Source organism: Pedobacter sp. 22163 (assembly GCF_052045595.1).
In the GTDB taxonomy this organism is placed as follows: domain Bacteria; phylum Bacteroidota; class Bacteroidia; order Sphingobacteriales; family Sphingobacteriaceae; genus Pedobacter.
Map to the genome: position 1 here is coordinate 760,462 of NZ_JBQEPM010000002.1, position 14,473 is coordinate 774,934.

13 protein-coding genes are annotated in these 14,473 nt (G+C 40.4%); 8 read left to right on the forward strand and 5 right to left on the reverse strand.

The annotated features are described in order from the left end of the window. Nucleotides 1-218: 218 nt before the first annotated feature. Nucleotides 219-2,591: an ABC transporter permease gene (locus tag ACTJKN_RS07840; RefSeq protein ID WP_440823811.1), complete on the reverse strand. Its 2,373-nt coding sequence runs from the start codon at nucleotides 2,589-2,591 to the stop codon at nucleotides 219-221. A gap of 577 nt (nucleotides 2,592-3,168) precedes the next feature. Between ACTJKN_RS07840 and ACTJKN_RS07845 the strand changes: the two genes are divergently transcribed. The 3 genes from ACTJKN_RS07845 to ACTJKN_RS07855 all read left to right on the forward strand — a co-directional run bounded on the left by ACTJKN_RS07845 (nucleotide 3,169) and on the right by ACTJKN_RS07855 (nucleotide 5,398). After that, nucleotides 3,169-3,861 (forward strand): lipid-binding SYLF domain-containing protein, encoded by a 693-nt coding sequence (locus ACTJKN_RS07845; RefSeq protein ID WP_440823813.1) that lies wholly within the window; start codon nucleotides 3,169-3,171, stop codon nucleotides 3,859-3,861. Nucleotides 3,862-3,881: 20 nt separating this feature from the next. Next, nucleotides 3,882-4,268: a hypothetical protein gene (locus ACTJKN_RS07850; protein WP_440823814.1), complete on the forward strand. Its 387-nt coding sequence runs from the start codon at nucleotides 3,882-3,884 to the stop codon at nucleotides 4,266-4,268. 239 nt (nucleotides 4,269-4,507) lie between these two features. Beyond that, the gene (locus ACTJKN_RS07855; protein WP_440823816.1) at nucleotides 4,508-5,398 is read left to right on the forward strand and encodes a bestrophin family protein; all 891 of its coding nucleotides are present in this window, start codon (nucleotides 4,508-4,510) and stop codon (nucleotides 5,396-5,398) included. Nucleotides 5,399-5,450: 52 nt separating this feature from the next. Here the strand turns inward: ACTJKN_RS07855 and ACTJKN_RS07860 are convergent, their stop codons facing one another. The 3 genes from ACTJKN_RS07860 to ACTJKN_RS07870 are packed head-to-tail and all read right to left on the reverse strand — an operon-like array spanning nucleotide 5,451 to nucleotide 8,117. Further along, the gene (locus tag ACTJKN_RS07860; protein ID WP_440823818.1) at nucleotides 5,451-6,371 is read right to left on the reverse strand and encodes a helix-turn-helix domain-containing protein; all 921 of its coding nucleotides are present in this window, start codon (nucleotides 6,369-6,371) and stop codon (nucleotides 5,451-5,453) included. A 19-nt stretch (nucleotides 6,372-6,390) separates the two neighbouring features. Next, nucleotides 6,391-7,128 carry an SDR family oxidoreductase gene (locus ACTJKN_RS07865; RefSeq protein ID WP_440823820.1) on the reverse strand — a complete coding sequence of 246 codons (738 nt, stop codon included), beginning with the start codon at nucleotides 7,126-7,128 and terminating at the stop codon, nucleotides 6,391-6,393. Between the two features lie 11 nt (nucleotides 7,129-7,139). Beyond that, nucleotides 7,140-8,117, reverse strand: a complete 978-nt coding sequence (locus ACTJKN_RS07870; protein ID WP_440823822.1) for an aldo/keto reductase — start codon at nucleotides 8,115-8,117, stop codon at nucleotides 7,140-7,142. Nucleotides 8,118-8,452: 335 nt separating this feature from the next. Between ACTJKN_RS07870 and ACTJKN_RS07875 the strand changes: the two genes are divergently transcribed. Next, nucleotides 8,453-9,070, forward strand: a complete 618-nt coding sequence (locus ACTJKN_RS07875; RefSeq protein WP_440823824.1) for a YceI family protein — start codon at nucleotides 8,453-8,455, stop codon at nucleotides 9,068-9,070. Nucleotides 9,071-9,442: 372 nt separating this feature from the next. Here ACTJKN_RS07875 and ACTJKN_RS07880 read toward each other — a convergent pair whose 3' ends face one another. Continuing rightward, nucleotides 9,443-9,808 (reverse strand): hypothetical protein, encoded by a 366-nt coding sequence (locus tag ACTJKN_RS07880; RefSeq protein ID WP_440823826.1) that lies wholly within the window; start codon nucleotides 9,806-9,808, stop codon nucleotides 9,443-9,445. Nucleotides 9,809-10,027: 219 nt separating this feature from the next. On the opposite strand from ACTJKN_RS07880, the gene ACTJKN_RS07885 reads away from it, so the two are divergent. The 4 genes from ACTJKN_RS07885 to ACTJKN_RS07900 all read left to right on the forward strand — a co-directional run bounded on the left by ACTJKN_RS07885 (nucleotide 10,028) and on the right by ACTJKN_RS07900 (nucleotide 14,438). After that, nucleotides 10,028-10,903: a universal stress protein gene (locus ACTJKN_RS07885; protein WP_440823828.1), complete on the forward strand. Its 876-nt coding sequence runs from the start codon at nucleotides 10,028-10,030 to the stop codon at nucleotides 10,901-10,903. 69 nt (nucleotides 10,904-10,972) lie between these two features. Then, nucleotides 10,973-11,992 (forward strand): alcohol dehydrogenase AdhP, encoded by a 1,020-nt coding sequence (gene adhP / locus ACTJKN_RS07890; protein ID WP_440823830.1) that lies wholly within the window; start codon nucleotides 10,973-10,975, stop codon nucleotides 11,990-11,992. A gap of 26 nt (nucleotides 11,993-12,018) precedes the next feature. Then, nucleotides 12,019-12,474: a pyridoxamine 5'-phosphate oxidase family protein gene (locus tag ACTJKN_RS07895; protein WP_440823831.1), complete on the forward strand. Its 456-nt coding sequence runs from the start codon at nucleotides 12,019-12,021 to the stop codon at nucleotides 12,472-12,474. A 182-nt stretch (nucleotides 12,475-12,656) separates the two neighbouring features. Continuing rightward, on the forward strand, nucleotides 12,657-14,438 hold the full coding sequence (locus ACTJKN_RS07900) for a hypothetical protein (protein WP_440823833.1): 1,782 nt from the start codon (nucleotides 12,657-12,659) through the stop codon (nucleotides 14,436-14,438). Nucleotides 14,439-14,473 lie beyond the last annotated feature (35 nt).

Sequence of the window (14,473 nt, forward strand, 5' to 3'; positions counted from 1 at the left end):
TCCTTGCCGGAATAGACTACTGTCCTTTCATCAGATATGGAGAAAGGCAGGAAACCATTGTTTTCTTCCCTGACTATTGATCGGAGGAAGCTGGTGAATCAAAGCAACGTTTGACGATCACGTGGATCACTCCGCCTTCTATCTGCAGCTTTCCTTCAACCATAAGTAGTCTGGATTTAGATGATTTCTTTCAGTTCAACAGTTACTTATACATAAGCTTATTCGCATTTCAGGGCATCAACAGGATTAGCTTTTGCAGCCTTATAAGATTGAAAACCAACCGTCAAAAATGCTATGACTGCAGTTCCCGTGATTGAGATAAGCACAATTGAGAATGAAATTGTTGTTCTGAATTCAAAACTGGTAAGCCATCTGTTCATCAGATAATAAGCCAAAGGCACGCCAATACATGTTGCTGCAAATACCATTTTCAGAAAGGAAACCGAGAGCAGCTTCATGATATTGCTAACCGATGCACCCAGTACACGGCGCACGCCAAACTCTTTTGTACGTTGTTCTGCACTATAAGCAACCAGACCATAAAGCCCCATGCAGGAGATGAGTATTGCTATACCGCCAAAAAGGTTAGCGAGAATACCCAGAATCTTTTCTGACTTCAGTTTTGTGGCATAGAGATCATTAACAAAGCTAATTTCAACCGGATAGCTTGGATTAAGACGTTTTGCAACGCCCGATATCAGTTCAATATTCTTAGTTAAACTGTTGGCGGGATTTAGCCGCAAGTTGATTTTCCCACCTTGGTCTTTCTTGAAATTAATTACCATTTGGCGGGCCGAACGGTAGGGCGAATCCCAGATAAAATCATCAAAAACCCCAATCACGGTCAGTTGATTTCCAAAGAGTTTTACATTCTTCCCTATCGGATCTTTAAGCTTCATTACCTTCACCGCAGTACTGCTTAGCAAAATTGCCGAACTATCAGATGCGAAATTTCTGGAAAAATCGCGCCCGGCAATGAGTTTTATACCATTTGTCTTCGCAAAATCGTACTGTGTCTGAAGCCGGTTGAAAACAATTTCTTTTCCTTTTTCTTCCATCCCTGGCCATTCAAAGCCATAAAACCAGTTGCTCGCATGAGTCATGCTTTGCGACGTTTGGTTTACGGCGGTAACAGCTCCGGTTTCCAGTACTTGTGTTTTAAACAATTCGAACTTACTGGATAGCTCACCATCCTGAGACATCTCAGCAAGTAAATTGACATTATAACCTATAGGCCTGTTCTTTATAAACTGCATCTGTTTATAGATCACCAGCGTAGCAATGATCAGCATAATGGCAAAACAAAATTGTCCTACCACCAATACCTGCCTCAGATTGATGGGGATTAGTTTCGCCCTTGCAGTTTTCTTTTTTAAAGTCTGAATCGGATTAAAGGAAGAAAGGAACAAGGCAGGATAAATTCCTGATAAAAGTCCGGTGAACAATGCAATTATGAAGATGCCAAACCAGTAACCTGTGTTGGTATAACCAATTACAATATCTATACCTAGCAGGTTGTTGAACAGCGGTAAGCTGGCTTCAATAATAATAATCGCAATCGATACAGCCACCATGGTTAACACCATGGCTTCGGTTAAAAATTGGGTAATTAAAGAACTTCTTGTTGCACCAATGGTTTTCTTGATTCCCACTTCTTTTGCTCTACGCTCTGATTTAGCAGTGGCCATGTTCATGAAATTAATACAGGCGACAAGCAAAATGCCGAAGGCAAGTGCAAAAAAAAGATAGATACGTTCTATATCGCCGCCTACACTCTTGCCATTCAAAAATTCACCATGCAGGTGTAAATCTGAAAGGGGAAATAGAAAATTCTGATTCTTTTGCGCTGTGTAATTTTCGTTGAAAAGCTTTTTTACCTTCGTATTGATCAGGTCTATATTGTCTGGATTATTAACCTTGGCTATTGCGAGGTAGCTAAAGTTTCCCCAACCAGGGTTTTTGGCATCATTGTCTATACTTTCATAAAAAGACCAGGGCATCAAATAATCAAACCTGATCGAAGTATTGGCGGGCAGATCTTTGATTACACCGGTTACCTTTAAATCGCTATGGTTTTGATACCTGACGGTTCTGTTAAGCACATCTGTAGTGCCGAATAAAATTTTTGCGGTCTCCCCGGTTAATACAATAGCATTTGGTGTATTAAGGGCAGAGGAGGGGTTGCCCGCTAAAAATTCGTAATTGAAAACTTTTAAAATTTCAGGGTCTGCAAAGAGATCAACTTTTTTAAAAACTTTTTGATTATTTGCAATAAGCGATTCATTACCGCCACTAATTCTGGTAATGGCATCTATTTCAGGTATTTTAGTTTTTATAGCCATTGCAATCCCGTTTCCTGGCGACTTTCCTGTACTGGTTATCTTTCCTGATGCATCCTGAAAATTGGTCATTACCTGGTAAATTTTGTCTGCACCCTTAAAGTGACGGTCGAAATTCATTTCATAATCGACATACAACAAAAGCATTAAGCAGGCAGACAAACCGACCGCCAAACCAATAATATTGATCACTGAAGATGTTTTGTTTCTCCAGAGGTTGCGGAAAGCGATTTTTAAATTGAGTTTGAACATGACAGCAAGTGGTTTATCAATTAATCAAATACTAATTGATCTGCAATTTACTAAGTTTGTGCCAATCGTTATTTATGTTGTTAACATTTTGATTTTAAGTTAATTAATATTTAGTCCGATAATAGAATCGTTCGTTATCGAACGATAGCTGTACACTATTGGACAGTTCAGCCGTATGCGGGTTAATCCTTGTTTCTGTTCGTAAATTTTCACTCGTCCTGTATTTACTTATCGTTTTTGAGTTATAATACGAGAATGAGTTTATCGCTGGCAGCATTTCATACCCTGAATTTCAATATTAAAAATCAGCCGACTACGCGCTTTATGGGATGTTTGGCGCATATTTCGGAGCGGAATAAATGAGCACTTTGCTTATTCTTCGTCAATTTTGGAGTAGGGGATAACAAGCTGTTACCCCGTTCTATCCTAAATTTTATTGAACCAGGGGGATTTCTCACAGAAACGTAATTTAGCTGTAGAGCCGTCGGGAAAAGAAATAAAAGATATAATATTGCACGTATGGACGGTTTCGGAGCGCAAATATGCCCCGGTAACGTCTTTATGTTTTGACAGATATATGAACACAATCAACTTGATCAAGCTGAACCTTACTGCGCTCTGCTGCACAGTACTATTATTATTATCATTTCCCAATGCGACCGTTGCGCAGAATAAGGAGCAAAAAAGAATACAGGCTTCGGCCCAGGTGCTTTCCGGTTTCGGGAAAATGAAAGAATCTATTCCCTTAAGACTACTCGAACTTACCCAGGGCATTGTTATCGTACCTAAACTGATCAACGCAGGTTTTGTTATCGGAGGGAAACGTGGCAGGGGCATTGCAATGGTAAAAAGGGCAGACGGCTCCTGGAGCAATCCTGTATTTATAACTATTACGGGAGGAAGCGTTGGTCTTCAGGCGGGTGTACAATCGACTGAACTTGTGCTTGTTTTTACCCATGCCAGTAGCCTGACAGCGATCAAGAAAAGCAGCTTTACCCTTGGTGGCGACCTTTCTATCGCGGCGGGTCCTCTTGGACGGAGTTCTGCAGTGAATACAGATTACAAACTCGATGCCGAGGTTTATTCCTATTCCCGTAGCAAGGGGCTTTTTGCAGGGCTTTCTGTCAATGGCGCATCACTGGAGATTGATGTGGCTGCGAACGCTGTGGTGTATGGCAAAGATATGGATGTCGCGGAAATTTTTGCTTCTGAAGGAGATCCTGATGACGAAATAGGAGGACTTAAATCTGCGCTTACTCAAATGAAATAATTGAATTAATTTTTAAAGTCATGAAGAAAATCATTTTGGTTTTACTGCTGGCAATTGCCGGCCTTTCAGGTTATACGCAAACCTATCAGGCGATTACCAGTAAGAATAAAACCTATCTGGAAACACTGAAAGGGGTAAGCTATACTTATAAGCAAGGGGTTGTTACCTTGAAGAATAACGGAAAGTATTATCTGGGTACGGTGAGCATAATTGTTTCTTCGAAGGTGGACAGTACTTTATTCGGGATTGCCCTGTTTGAGGAGGGGCTTGAGAAGGGCGCTACTGTTAAGTCTGATGTTTATTTTACTGCGGGCCGTGGTAATGGTATCCATGAGGTATTGTTAAAAGATATTGATCAGAAGAATCTGGTGCTGTCTTTTGATAAGGCAACCAGGGCTGTGAAATGATTCCACAATAAATAGGACTAAGGCAAGTAATATTACAGGATTGTAACAGTTTTTGCTTCTACAGGTTATTTTGCCATTTGTTTCAATAATTAGAGTAGCATCCGTCAAAGTTAGCAAACAGGGCAATAACTGGCAATCTGCATTTAAAATATCAGTGACAAAATTTCACGCTTGTTGCGCCTGGCATAACCATTGATAGCACTTTTTTGTAAGGTATAAAAGAAAAGTTTTATTCAGCTATGTTACTTGAAAAAAGACCGCCCTTTGCATATATATTTAACAAAATAAAAAGAGAGCTCATTAATGTATCGATAGCAACTGTTGTTGTTTATTTCCTGACTTCCGAATTTGACCACCTGATCCCTGAAATCCCATTAACGATTCCAACTTTCCTGGGAACTTCAATATCGGTAATATTATCCTTTAAGCTTTCCCAGTCCTATGACCGCTGGTGGGAAGCACGTAAGATATGGGGCGGCATTGTCAATGATTCAAGAAACCTGGTCTTGCAGCTCCAGGCTTTTGTGAAGCAGAATCAAGATGCGGTCCGGATTATTGCCCAGCGGCATATCGCGTGGTGCTATGTACTGGGAAGGCAGCTTAGAGGACAGGAGGTAATGGAAGGGCTTGACCGTTTTCTGTCTGGAGATGAATTGAAATCTATCGGTTGTCACTCCAATAAGGCTCTGGCTGTTCTTCAGCTCAACAATGCGCATATCTCTAAGCTCAGGGAAGAAGATGAAATCGATAGCTACAGCCATGTTCATCTGAATAGTATCATCGTCAACCTGGTCAACCAGATGGGAATGGCCGAACGTATCAAAAGCACGGTGTTCCCGGTAACCTACCGGCTGTTCCTCCACATGATTATTTATGTTTTTATCATAACCCTGTCCATCGCCCTGCGACAGACATCAGGCTACTTTGAAATCCCCATTCTGCTGTTGATTACGAGTTTTTTCTTTCTGCTGGAAGAGACGGCGACACAGTTGCAGGATCCCTTCAGTAATAAGCCGACCGATACAGCGATGACGGCAATAGCGACCAATATCGAGATTAACATCAGGCAAATGACTGGTCAGGGGGATGTTCCCGAACCGCATCAGCCGAACGGGTTTTATCTGACTTAAACAAGGGGCAATGCCGCATCTAGTGCCGGAAACATATCCTTTTCGCTTCAAATCAGCGATAGATAAACGAATTTCTGAACGCCAAAGGCGAAACATTAGTTTTGGTCTTGAAAAGTTTGCTGAACGATTGTGAATGTTCAAAACCTAATTCGTAAGCAATTTCCGAGACGGAAAGATTTGTACTTGATAATTTTTCTTTAGCTTTTTCTATGACTGCGTTCTGAATGTATTGTTGTGTGTTTAGTCCTGTCAACGAACTCAACATATCACTCAAATAGCGTTGCGACAGTTTTAATGCTGTGCTGATATATTTTACTGATGGCAAGCCGTTTTTTAAACTGTTTTCTTCTTCAAAATAATTGTCTAAAAGTTTGTCCAAAGAAGTTATGATGTCGTGATTAATGGCTTTCCTTGTCAAAAATTGCCTGTTGTAAAAACGGTTGCTGTAATTCAATAACAAATCTATTTGCGACACCAACACATCCTGGCTGAAACTGTCAATATTGTTGCTCAATTCATTGGCTATTGAAGCAAATAAATTAGCGATAATTTCTTTTTCCTTTGCTGATAAAAACAGAGCTTCTGAAACATCGTAAGAGAAAAAGCCATATTGATTTATTGTGCTTGCTAACGGATAATTTCGGATAAAGTCTGGATGGAAATACAAAGCAATCCCTTGGTAGCTCTCTGTGTCTTCCGGTGAAAAAACGATTTGTTTTGGCTTCAAAAATGCTAATCCACCTTCTTCAAAATCGTAATAGCCTTGCCCGTATTTTATTTGTCCTGTGAAGGTAGGTTTAAAGGATATTTTGTAAAAATCAAGACTTACTTTTTGCCCTTTTGGAAACATTTCAATCGAGACATTATTGTAATCAACCAATGCAATCAATGGGTGCGAGGGTGCAGAAAATCCCAAGATACGCACCAATTGCGATATACTTTTAAGGTGATTGATGTTAGATCGTTGTTGCATTTTTCGTTTACGAATTTAATCAATTTTGTTTTGACGGACGAATCACAATATCACCAACTTCAACATCGCCAGGTTGGCTTATTGCATAAATTACAGCATTGGCAATGGCTATGGGGTTTATCGCAATTTGTTCCATTCCTTTTTGAACAGCTGTTTTCATTTCTTCGTTTTTGATATGGCTCGCAAAATCTGTTTTCACAATTCCAGGGGAAATCCCTGTTATGCGTATGTTCCCGTCTGACTCCTGACGAAAAGCTTCTGCAATCGTGCGAATGGCATTTTTAGTTCCCGCATAAACGCCTTGCATTGGCACAATCTTTATTCCTGAAGTTGAAATGATATTAACGATATGTCCCGATTGTTGTTGTTTAAAAACAGGAATTGCGGCCGCCATCCCATACAAAACGCCTTTGAGGTTAATGTCGATCATTTCTTCCCAACCGTCAATATCCAATTCGTCAATGCGGCTTAACTGGCTGATACCTGCATTATTTACAATGACATCTAATTTTCCAAATTGCTCAACTGCCGTATTGACCAACCTAATCAGATCGGCTTTATTCTTTACATCAATTTGAGCAAAAGCGGCTTCACCACCTTTACTTTTAATGTCTTCAACAAGTTGTTGTAATTGCGCTCTTCGCCTTGCACCCAAAACAACCTTTGCACCATTTTTTGCCAGTTCTATGGCAATGGCCCTACCTATTCCACTGCTGGTACCTGTAACCGCAATTACTTTTCCTCTGATATTTTGCATTGTTGCTATTTTTATTTGTCTATTTGTTTTTCTAAAAATTCGGGATAGCGGTCGCCTACCAATGTAATCCCATTTACTGTTGTATCAATTTTTGCCAGATCATCGGCTGTCAATACAATATTTATACTGCCAATGTTTTCTGCTAAGCGATGCACTTTGGTGGTCCCGGGGATTGGTGCGATCCAGGGCTTTTGAGCTAATAGCCAGGCCAATGCTAATTGTCCGGTCGTTATATTTTTTTGTTGAGCAATCTCAGAAAGTGCTTCCACTAAAACCAAATTGGCCTTTATGTTATCTTCGGTGAAACGTGGAATAACATTTCTACGGTCGGCATCCGCTAATTTTTTGTTAATGATTCCTGTGAGGAAACCTTTGCCCAAAGGACTGAAGGGAACGAAACCAATTCCTAATTCTTCTAAAGTTGGAATGATCTCATTTTCAGGCTCACGCCAAAACAAAGAGTATTCGCTTTGTAATGCTGAAACAGGTTGAATTGAATGTGCTTTTCGAATCGTTCTGGCACTTGCTTCCGATAGACCAAAATATTTTACCTTGCCCTCTTGTATCAGGTCTTTAACGGTTCCAGCAACATCTTCTATCGGAATATTGGGGTCAACCCTGTGCTGATAAAGCAGATCAATGTAATCTGTTTTTAATCTTTTTAGAGATGCTTCGGTTACTGCTCTTATCGTTTCTGGTCTACTGTCTAAACCTACTGCCGGTCTGGCATCTTTACACCCAAATTTTGTGGCGATTATTACATCTTTTCTGTACGGTTGTAGTGCCTCACCAACAAGTTCTTCGTTGGTGTAAGGTCCGTAAGCTTCTGCGGTATCAAAAAATGTAATCCCTCTTTCAACCGCATTGTGCAGCAGCGTTATGGCTTCTTTTTTCTCAAGACCTTTCCCGTCCAAAAAGTTTAAACCCATACAGCCAAAACCTAATGCGGAAACTTCCAATCCGCTATTTCCTAATTTTCTTTTTTGCATAATCCTATTTTTAATTGTTTCTTGAACTGAATAAATCTCAGGCACAAAATTCTTGATTGCCATGCTGTAAAAAGTAGCCCAATTGGTAATTGTTGTAGTCAGATTTTCAGAACTGCGTTAAAATGAATAGGACTGCCCCTTCCTGATTGGATGTGTTTTAGTTAAATCAGGTGAACTTTAGCCGAAAAACTTCTTTAAAAAAAAATATATTATTGGTTTTCAGGATGTTGGTGCGGTTGAAAAGTGATGACCATCAGTTTTCAATCTGGTGCTGCTCATAAAATTTGACACAGAACAGGGTAGGTTTGATTAACAGTTTAATCCACTAACCTGCTATGAAAACATTTAACATATTCCAGAAAAAAAACAGACCTATTGCCCTGTTATTTATGCTCTCCCCGCTGCTAACTGTGGCACAAACGGCCTATAAGCTTTCGGAAACAGCCAGCAATTCAGTTAAGGTAACAGGTACGTCCAATGTTCAGGATTGGTCGATGACAGCCAAACAGTTCGAAAGCACAGGTACATTTAATTTCAATGCCCGTGGTGAAATGACAGATGTAACGGTCCTAAAATTTACCCTGGCGGCAAAGCGCCTCAAAAGTGGTAAATCTGCTATGGATGAATGTACTTATAAAATGCTCAATGCAACTGAATTTCCCCAAATAAGTTATAAACTCACCTTTGCAACAGTTACCATGGTACAGGCAAAAAGGTATTCTATCCAGACCACCGGAATCCTGACCATTGCCGGGAAAACGCAAAGCCTTTCAATGAAGGTAATGGCCTTGGTAAATGCAGATGGTTCCATCAGTTGCCATGGCAGCGAAAAATTAATGCTAACCGACTATGGTATTGAACCGCCAAGTTTTATGCCTGGCCCAATGAAAGTGGGTAATAACCTCGTTATCCGGTTCGAGTTCGAATATATTAAGACATCAGTGGTAAAATAACAGTTCATCACTAAGATAAAATCATGAAAAATAAATTTACAACAACTACTAAATCCACTGCAGGAGAACAGATTTCCAGTTCTAAAGATCAAATTCCTGTCCTTAAAAGAAATCCCTTCCGAAGGTCAGAATAGTTTTATAAAAGGGGATGTGGAGATCACACTATCAGGGGTATTAAAAGATTCGAAATCTGTTATCAGCTAATGTTAACGAGGCTCTATCGAGCTGATAGGGGCAACAAGCTGTTAATTTTTCTGATTTTCATCTCATCCCTCCAAAAAATAGACAGGCTCATCCAGGCTAAAGATCAACTGGTTGTGGCATTTTTTTAAAAAATGGAAGGGGCAGGGTAATTCAGGTGTTAGAGCATGTTTATCTAAACTGTCCTTTTTCCAACAGTGAAATCGTACTGAACTGAATCTTATTCAACCTTTCCTGAAGTTCGAGGGCTTTGTTCTTTTCGGCGAGCAATGCCTTCAACCGGTCGACTTCTGCGGTTAGCCGTTTTTTTTCCTGTAACTCGATTTTAGAGAAAACCTTTCCGCTTTCGTAATAGCTGAAAAAATTGTAGTTCAGGATTTCACTCACGCGGACCAAAGTAAGAATATCGATAGTTGCGGTATTCAGCATCTCCTGTGTTTTTGTTTTGCTGATCTCAAGGGCGGTGGCAATGTCTGAAACAGAGATATCTTTCTGCTTCATTTCCTTCCAGATCATTAAGCCTATATGGACACTCATCTTGTATAATGGGATTTAAAAGCTTGAAATTACGGAAAGCATAATGATTTAATCTTTTTTTGTGGTAATGATAATTAGTCTAAATATTTCTTTAATAGATCATGGTAGTGAATGGGCACTTAAATGGTAACACCGGGAGAATCATTTTAATAACTGATGCGGCTCATATTTTAAACATAGGGTTTTTGCAAACTTTATACCGATCAAAAAAGACTGATTATGAAAAAAATCCTGGTACCTGTTGATTTCTCTGCAACGGCAGAGAACGCAGCCGATTATGCAACTGATCTGGCCCATGGTATTGGTGCCAGCGTAGAATTGTTAAATGTTTTTCAGGTTCCTGAATTTTCTCCTGCCGCGGCATCTCTGGTATGGCCGCTTGAAGAATATAAGTTTATAGAAGACGATGCTAAAAAAGCATTGGGCAAACTGGTCGAAAAGGTTGAAGAAAAGTATAAAAAGGCTCATCACGAGCTTGGTTTTAAAGCAGAAGTATTTGGGCGAGCTGTTCGTGGCGAGGTTGAACAAGAGGTTAGCAAGTATTTTACCGAGTGTAAAATGAACCTCGTTGTGGCCGGACTAAACCGTGCAGATAAGTTGACCAAAACGCTTATGGGCAGTATTGCCAGAAAAATTATCGGGGAGGAAATACCTGTTTTGCTTATCCCCGCGGGATATAGGTTTAAGAAACCTAAAAAAATCGCTTTTGCCACAGATTTTAGCCATAGTGATATCCCTGTTTTATGTACACTTGCCGGATTTGCAAAACCTTTTAATGCAGATATACTCATTACACATACCGGTAATTCAAAATCAGAACCAGAAGGTCATAGTCATACAACCGAAGATTTTTTAAACCGGGTTGCCGATCGCGTTAACTATAGAAATATTTACCATAGGCATATAAACAGTGAACAGATTAAGGATGGTTTAGATTGGATCGTAGAAAACGGACAGATCGATATCCTGACCATGGTGCATCGAAAACACGGTTTTTTTCATCGCCTGCTTAAAGGTAGTTATACCCTGAACATGTCAGATCATATTCAGATCCCGCTTTTGGTTTTACCGCCATCACACAACATTCCGATGTAATTGCCCATCACCAGATAAAAATCAATTATTATAACCTATTGTAAAACAGCATATATGTATCCTAAAACAATGAGAGCCGCAGTTATCCATGAATATGGAGGACCACTGGCCATAGAAGAACTTCCGGTTAGACCGCTCAATCAATACGAAATTTTGGTTAAGGTAATTTCATGTGGTGTATGCCATACCGATCTTCATGCCTGTAATGGCGACTGGCCTGTAAAATCAAAAATGCCATTGGTGCCAGGCCATGAGGCTATCGGCCTGGTAGCGGCAATGGGACATGATGTTAAAAGTGTTAAAGAGGGCGATGTGGTTGGGGTACCATGGTTATACAGTGCCTGTGGCTGTTGCGAATTTTGTTTAACAGGCTGGGAAACATTGTGCTATGAGCAGCAGAATGGAGGCTATAGTGTAAACGGAGGTTTTGCAGAGTATGTAATTGCCGATTCGAGATATGTTGCGCATTTTCCTTCGCATGTAAATTTTGCAGAAATGGCACCGATTATCTGTGCCGGGGTTACCGTATACAAAGGTTTAAAAGAAACTGATGCCAAAGCAGGTGAGTGGGTAGCCATATCAGGTATTGGCGGGCTCGGCCATCTTGGGGTTCAGTATGCAAAGGCCATGGGTTTTCAGGTTGCCGCGATTGATATTTCAAACGATAAACTGGAGATGGCCAGAAAACTCGGTGCAGACATTGTTGTTAATGCGCTTGAGCATGACCCTGGTGAATTTCTTAAAAAACAAACTGGTGGCATGCACGGCGTATTGGTAACGGCAGTAACACCTGTTGCTTTTAGTCAAGGGCTTTCGGCATTACGCAGGAAAGGTACTTTATCGCTAAACGGACTACCTCCAGGCAGTTTTGATCTTCCCATATTCGATACCGTGTTGAACAGAATAACCATCAGGGGTTCTATTGTAGGCACAAGAAAGGATATGCAGGAAGCCATCGAATTTGCGGTAGATGGAAAGGTAAGGGCACAGGTTAAATCAGCAAAACTGGACGACATTAATGACGTATTCGGACAGATGAAAAAGGGTGAGATTGAGGGGCGGATTGTTTTGGATATCGCGGGAGCTTGATTTATAATAAATATAATTTTTGTAAGATGTTAGGAAAACTAGGAGAAGGGGAGATCGAAAAACTCCTTAAGGAACAATATATTGGCCGTTTGGCCTGCGATGCACATGGGATAAGTTACATTGTACCCATTAATTATGTGTATAGCAGCGGCATGGTCTACGCCCATTCTGCTCCGGGGCAAAAAATCAGGATGATGAAAAGTAATCCTCAGGTATGTTTTCAAACCGAGCAGATCCGCGACACCTTTAACTGGAAGAGTGTGGTGTGCTGGGGCAAATTTGAAGAAATCACCGATGCTGCAGAAAAACAAAGGGCACTTCAGGGGATTATCCACCGAATGATGCCTTTAACCAATACCCCTTCGGAGCAACCATCGCATGGAACTGGCAAGAAAGATACTTATGATGAAGATCTTATCGTGTTCAAAATTATCTTTCATCTTAAAACAGGTAGATTCGAAATAAACGATAGTGTTGAATAAGCGTTTTTAACAAATAAATATACCCCAACTTTCCAAAGGCATATTATAAAACGTTAAAAAGTGACCTCCCTCACTTTTCATTTTGACAGGCATCATCTCCAGATCAGTTCAACTATAATAGTTTTGCTGTCGAAATCATCGGCTTTTTGTTATAAGAGGCCAAACCTATATTACAACATATCATGCCACATTCATTCCATATCCCTGTATTAGGCCTAGGCTATTCTATTGATACGCCACTAAAAGTTGCCAGGTACGGTATTTCGTCCGTGCTATCTATTGTTGATGACGAACTGATAGAGCGCATGCGTGCTTATCATTCAAAAAACCGCCAGATTCATTTCGAAGCGATTCCAAAAGGAGCAGCTGACTGCCGGAGTAAACGCATCACTGCATACCTCAATTTTTTGCTGGAAACGATAACCGACGATTTTAAAAACTTAAAAAAGCAGGATTTTGCCACTGGTAATGATATATGCCGTTATTTTGAGCTACTGCCTGATACGTCTAAATTAAAACATGGTTACGAACTGATGTTGCAATATCCTGAAGGTGAAACCAAGCAGGCCTTCCAGGCGCTTTTGAAAAATTCGATGCGGGTAGGGGCTATTGATGTGAACATCATGGCCAAGGTAGATAAAATGAATTATGTCGATGGCGAATATTCTGGTGATACCAATACCGATGCATTAAGTGCATTACGCGGTTTTGCCGAAAGTAAACTAAACGCCTCTGTTATACTCTCTGCTGGTATGAACCCAAAATTATACAGTTATATGGAAAATTTTGAAGACTTTTTTCCAGATGAAAAAGGCAAGCTGAAAAAGAAAATCATCTTAAAAGTAAGCGATTTCAGGTCGGCATTGATCCAGGCTAAATTTTTGGCGAAAAAGGGTTTGTGGGTTTCAGAATTCAGGATAGAGTCGGGCTTAAACTGTGGAGGCCATGCATTTGCGACAGAAGGATACTTGCTTGGGCCGATTTTGGAAGAATTTAAGCTCAAAAAAAACGACATGCTTGCTGAGCTTTTTGAAATGTACCAATCTGCTTTGGTGCAAAAGGGAATCCGAACAGAAAAACAGCCCAAACAACGGATCAGTGTTCAGGGTGGGATTGGTACGGCTGCAGAACACGATTTCCTCCTTCAACATTACAATCTAGACGCCACAGGATGGGGAAGCCCTTTTTTACTGGTCCCCGAAGTAACTAATGTAGATGCCAGAACATTGGCGCAATTGGCCAGCTCAACAGAAAGTGATTTTTATCTAAGTGGAGCCTCTCCGCTGGGTATCCGGTTCAATAATTTTAAAAATAGTACAATAGAACTCCAGCGCACCGAGCGGATTGAAAATGGCAGGCCGGGAAGCCCCTGTACCAAGAAATACCTTTGCAACAATACCGAATTTACCGAGCAAGCCATCTGTACGGCATCCCGCGAATATCAGCACTTAAAAATCAAAAGCCTCAAAACCGCCGGCCTATCAGCAGATGAATACCAAAAGCAGTTTAACCTGGTAACCGAAAAAGTTTGCCTTTGTGAGGGCTTATGTGCCGCTACCTATTTGAAATATAACATGGCTAAACCAAAAGAAAGCACCGCAGTAGCCATTTGCCCGGGGCCAAACCTGGCCTATTTTTCCGATGTATATTCATTTGATGAAATGGTTGGCCATATTTACGGTAAAATTAACCTGCTGGCACAAGTAGAAAGACCACATGTTTTTATTAAAGAGCTCAATCTTTATATCGATTATCTTCAGGAAGATATTAAACAGCAGCTTCAACATTTTAGCGATAAAAAAAGGAAGCAGTTAAGCGCATTCAAACTCCAATTGGCTGAAGGGATTAATTATTATAAAAAGCTTTTTGCCGAGGTTGCAGATCAGGCATCTGGAGAATTAAAAGGATTATTCGAACAGCTGGCGAAGTCGAAAGACAAACTGGACGGATTGATTGTTGAATAAGAGAAAAAGATCGGGAATAACTTTTCTATATTTAC

Bases quoted from the DNA above. Each gene is read 5' to 3' on its own strand.
- ACTJKN_RS07900 (WP_440823833.1), top strand. From the start codon at position 12,657: ATGCCACATTCATTCCATATCCCTGTATTAGGCCTAGGCTATTCTATT.
- ACTJKN_RS07880 (WP_440823826.1), bottom strand. From the start codon at position 9,808: ATGAGTGTCCATATAGGCTTAATGATCTGGAAGGAAATGAAGCAGAAA.
- ACTJKN_RS07860 (WP_440823818.1), bottom strand. From the start codon at position 6,371: ATGCAACAACGATCTAACATCAATCACCTTAAAAGTATATCGCAATTG.
- ACTJKN_RS07870 (WP_440823822.1), bottom strand. From the start codon at position 8,117: ATGCAAAAAAGAAAATTAGGAAATAGCGGATTGGAAGTTTCCGCATTA.
- ACTJKN_RS07840 (WP_440823811.1), bottom strand. From the start codon at position 2,591: ATGTTCAAACTCAATTTAAAAATCGCTTTCCGCAACCTCTGGAGAAAC.
- ACTJKN_RS07895 (WP_440823831.1), top strand. From the start codon at position 12,019: ATGTTAGGAAAACTAGGAGAAGGGGAGATCGAAAAACTCCTTAAGGAA.
- ACTJKN_RS07850 (WP_440823814.1), top strand. From the start codon at position 3,882: ATGAAGAAAATCATTTTGGTTTTACTGCTGGCAATTGCCGGCCTTTCA.
- ACTJKN_RS07855 (WP_440823816.1), top strand. From the start codon at position 4,508: ATGTTACTTGAAAAAAGACCGCCCTTTGCATATATATTTAACAAAATA.
- ACTJKN_RS07865 (WP_440823820.1), bottom strand. From the start codon at position 7,128: ATGCAAAATATCAGAGGAAAAGTAATTGCGGTTACAGGTACCAGCAGT.
- ACTJKN_RS07885 (WP_440823828.1), top strand. From the start codon at position 10,028: ATGAAAAAAATCCTGGTACCTGTTGATTTCTCTGCAACGGCAGAGAAC.
- adhP (WP_440823830.1), top strand. From the start codon at position 10,973: ATGAGAGCCGCAGTTATCCATGAATATGGAGGACCACTGGCCATAGAA.
- ACTJKN_RS07875 (WP_440823824.1), top strand. From the start codon at position 8,453: ATGAAAACATTTAACATATTCCAGAAAAAAAACAGACCTATTGCCCTG.
- ACTJKN_RS07845 (WP_440823813.1), top strand. From the start codon at position 3,169: ATGAACACAATCAACTTGATCAAGCTGAACCTTACTGCGCTCTGCTGC.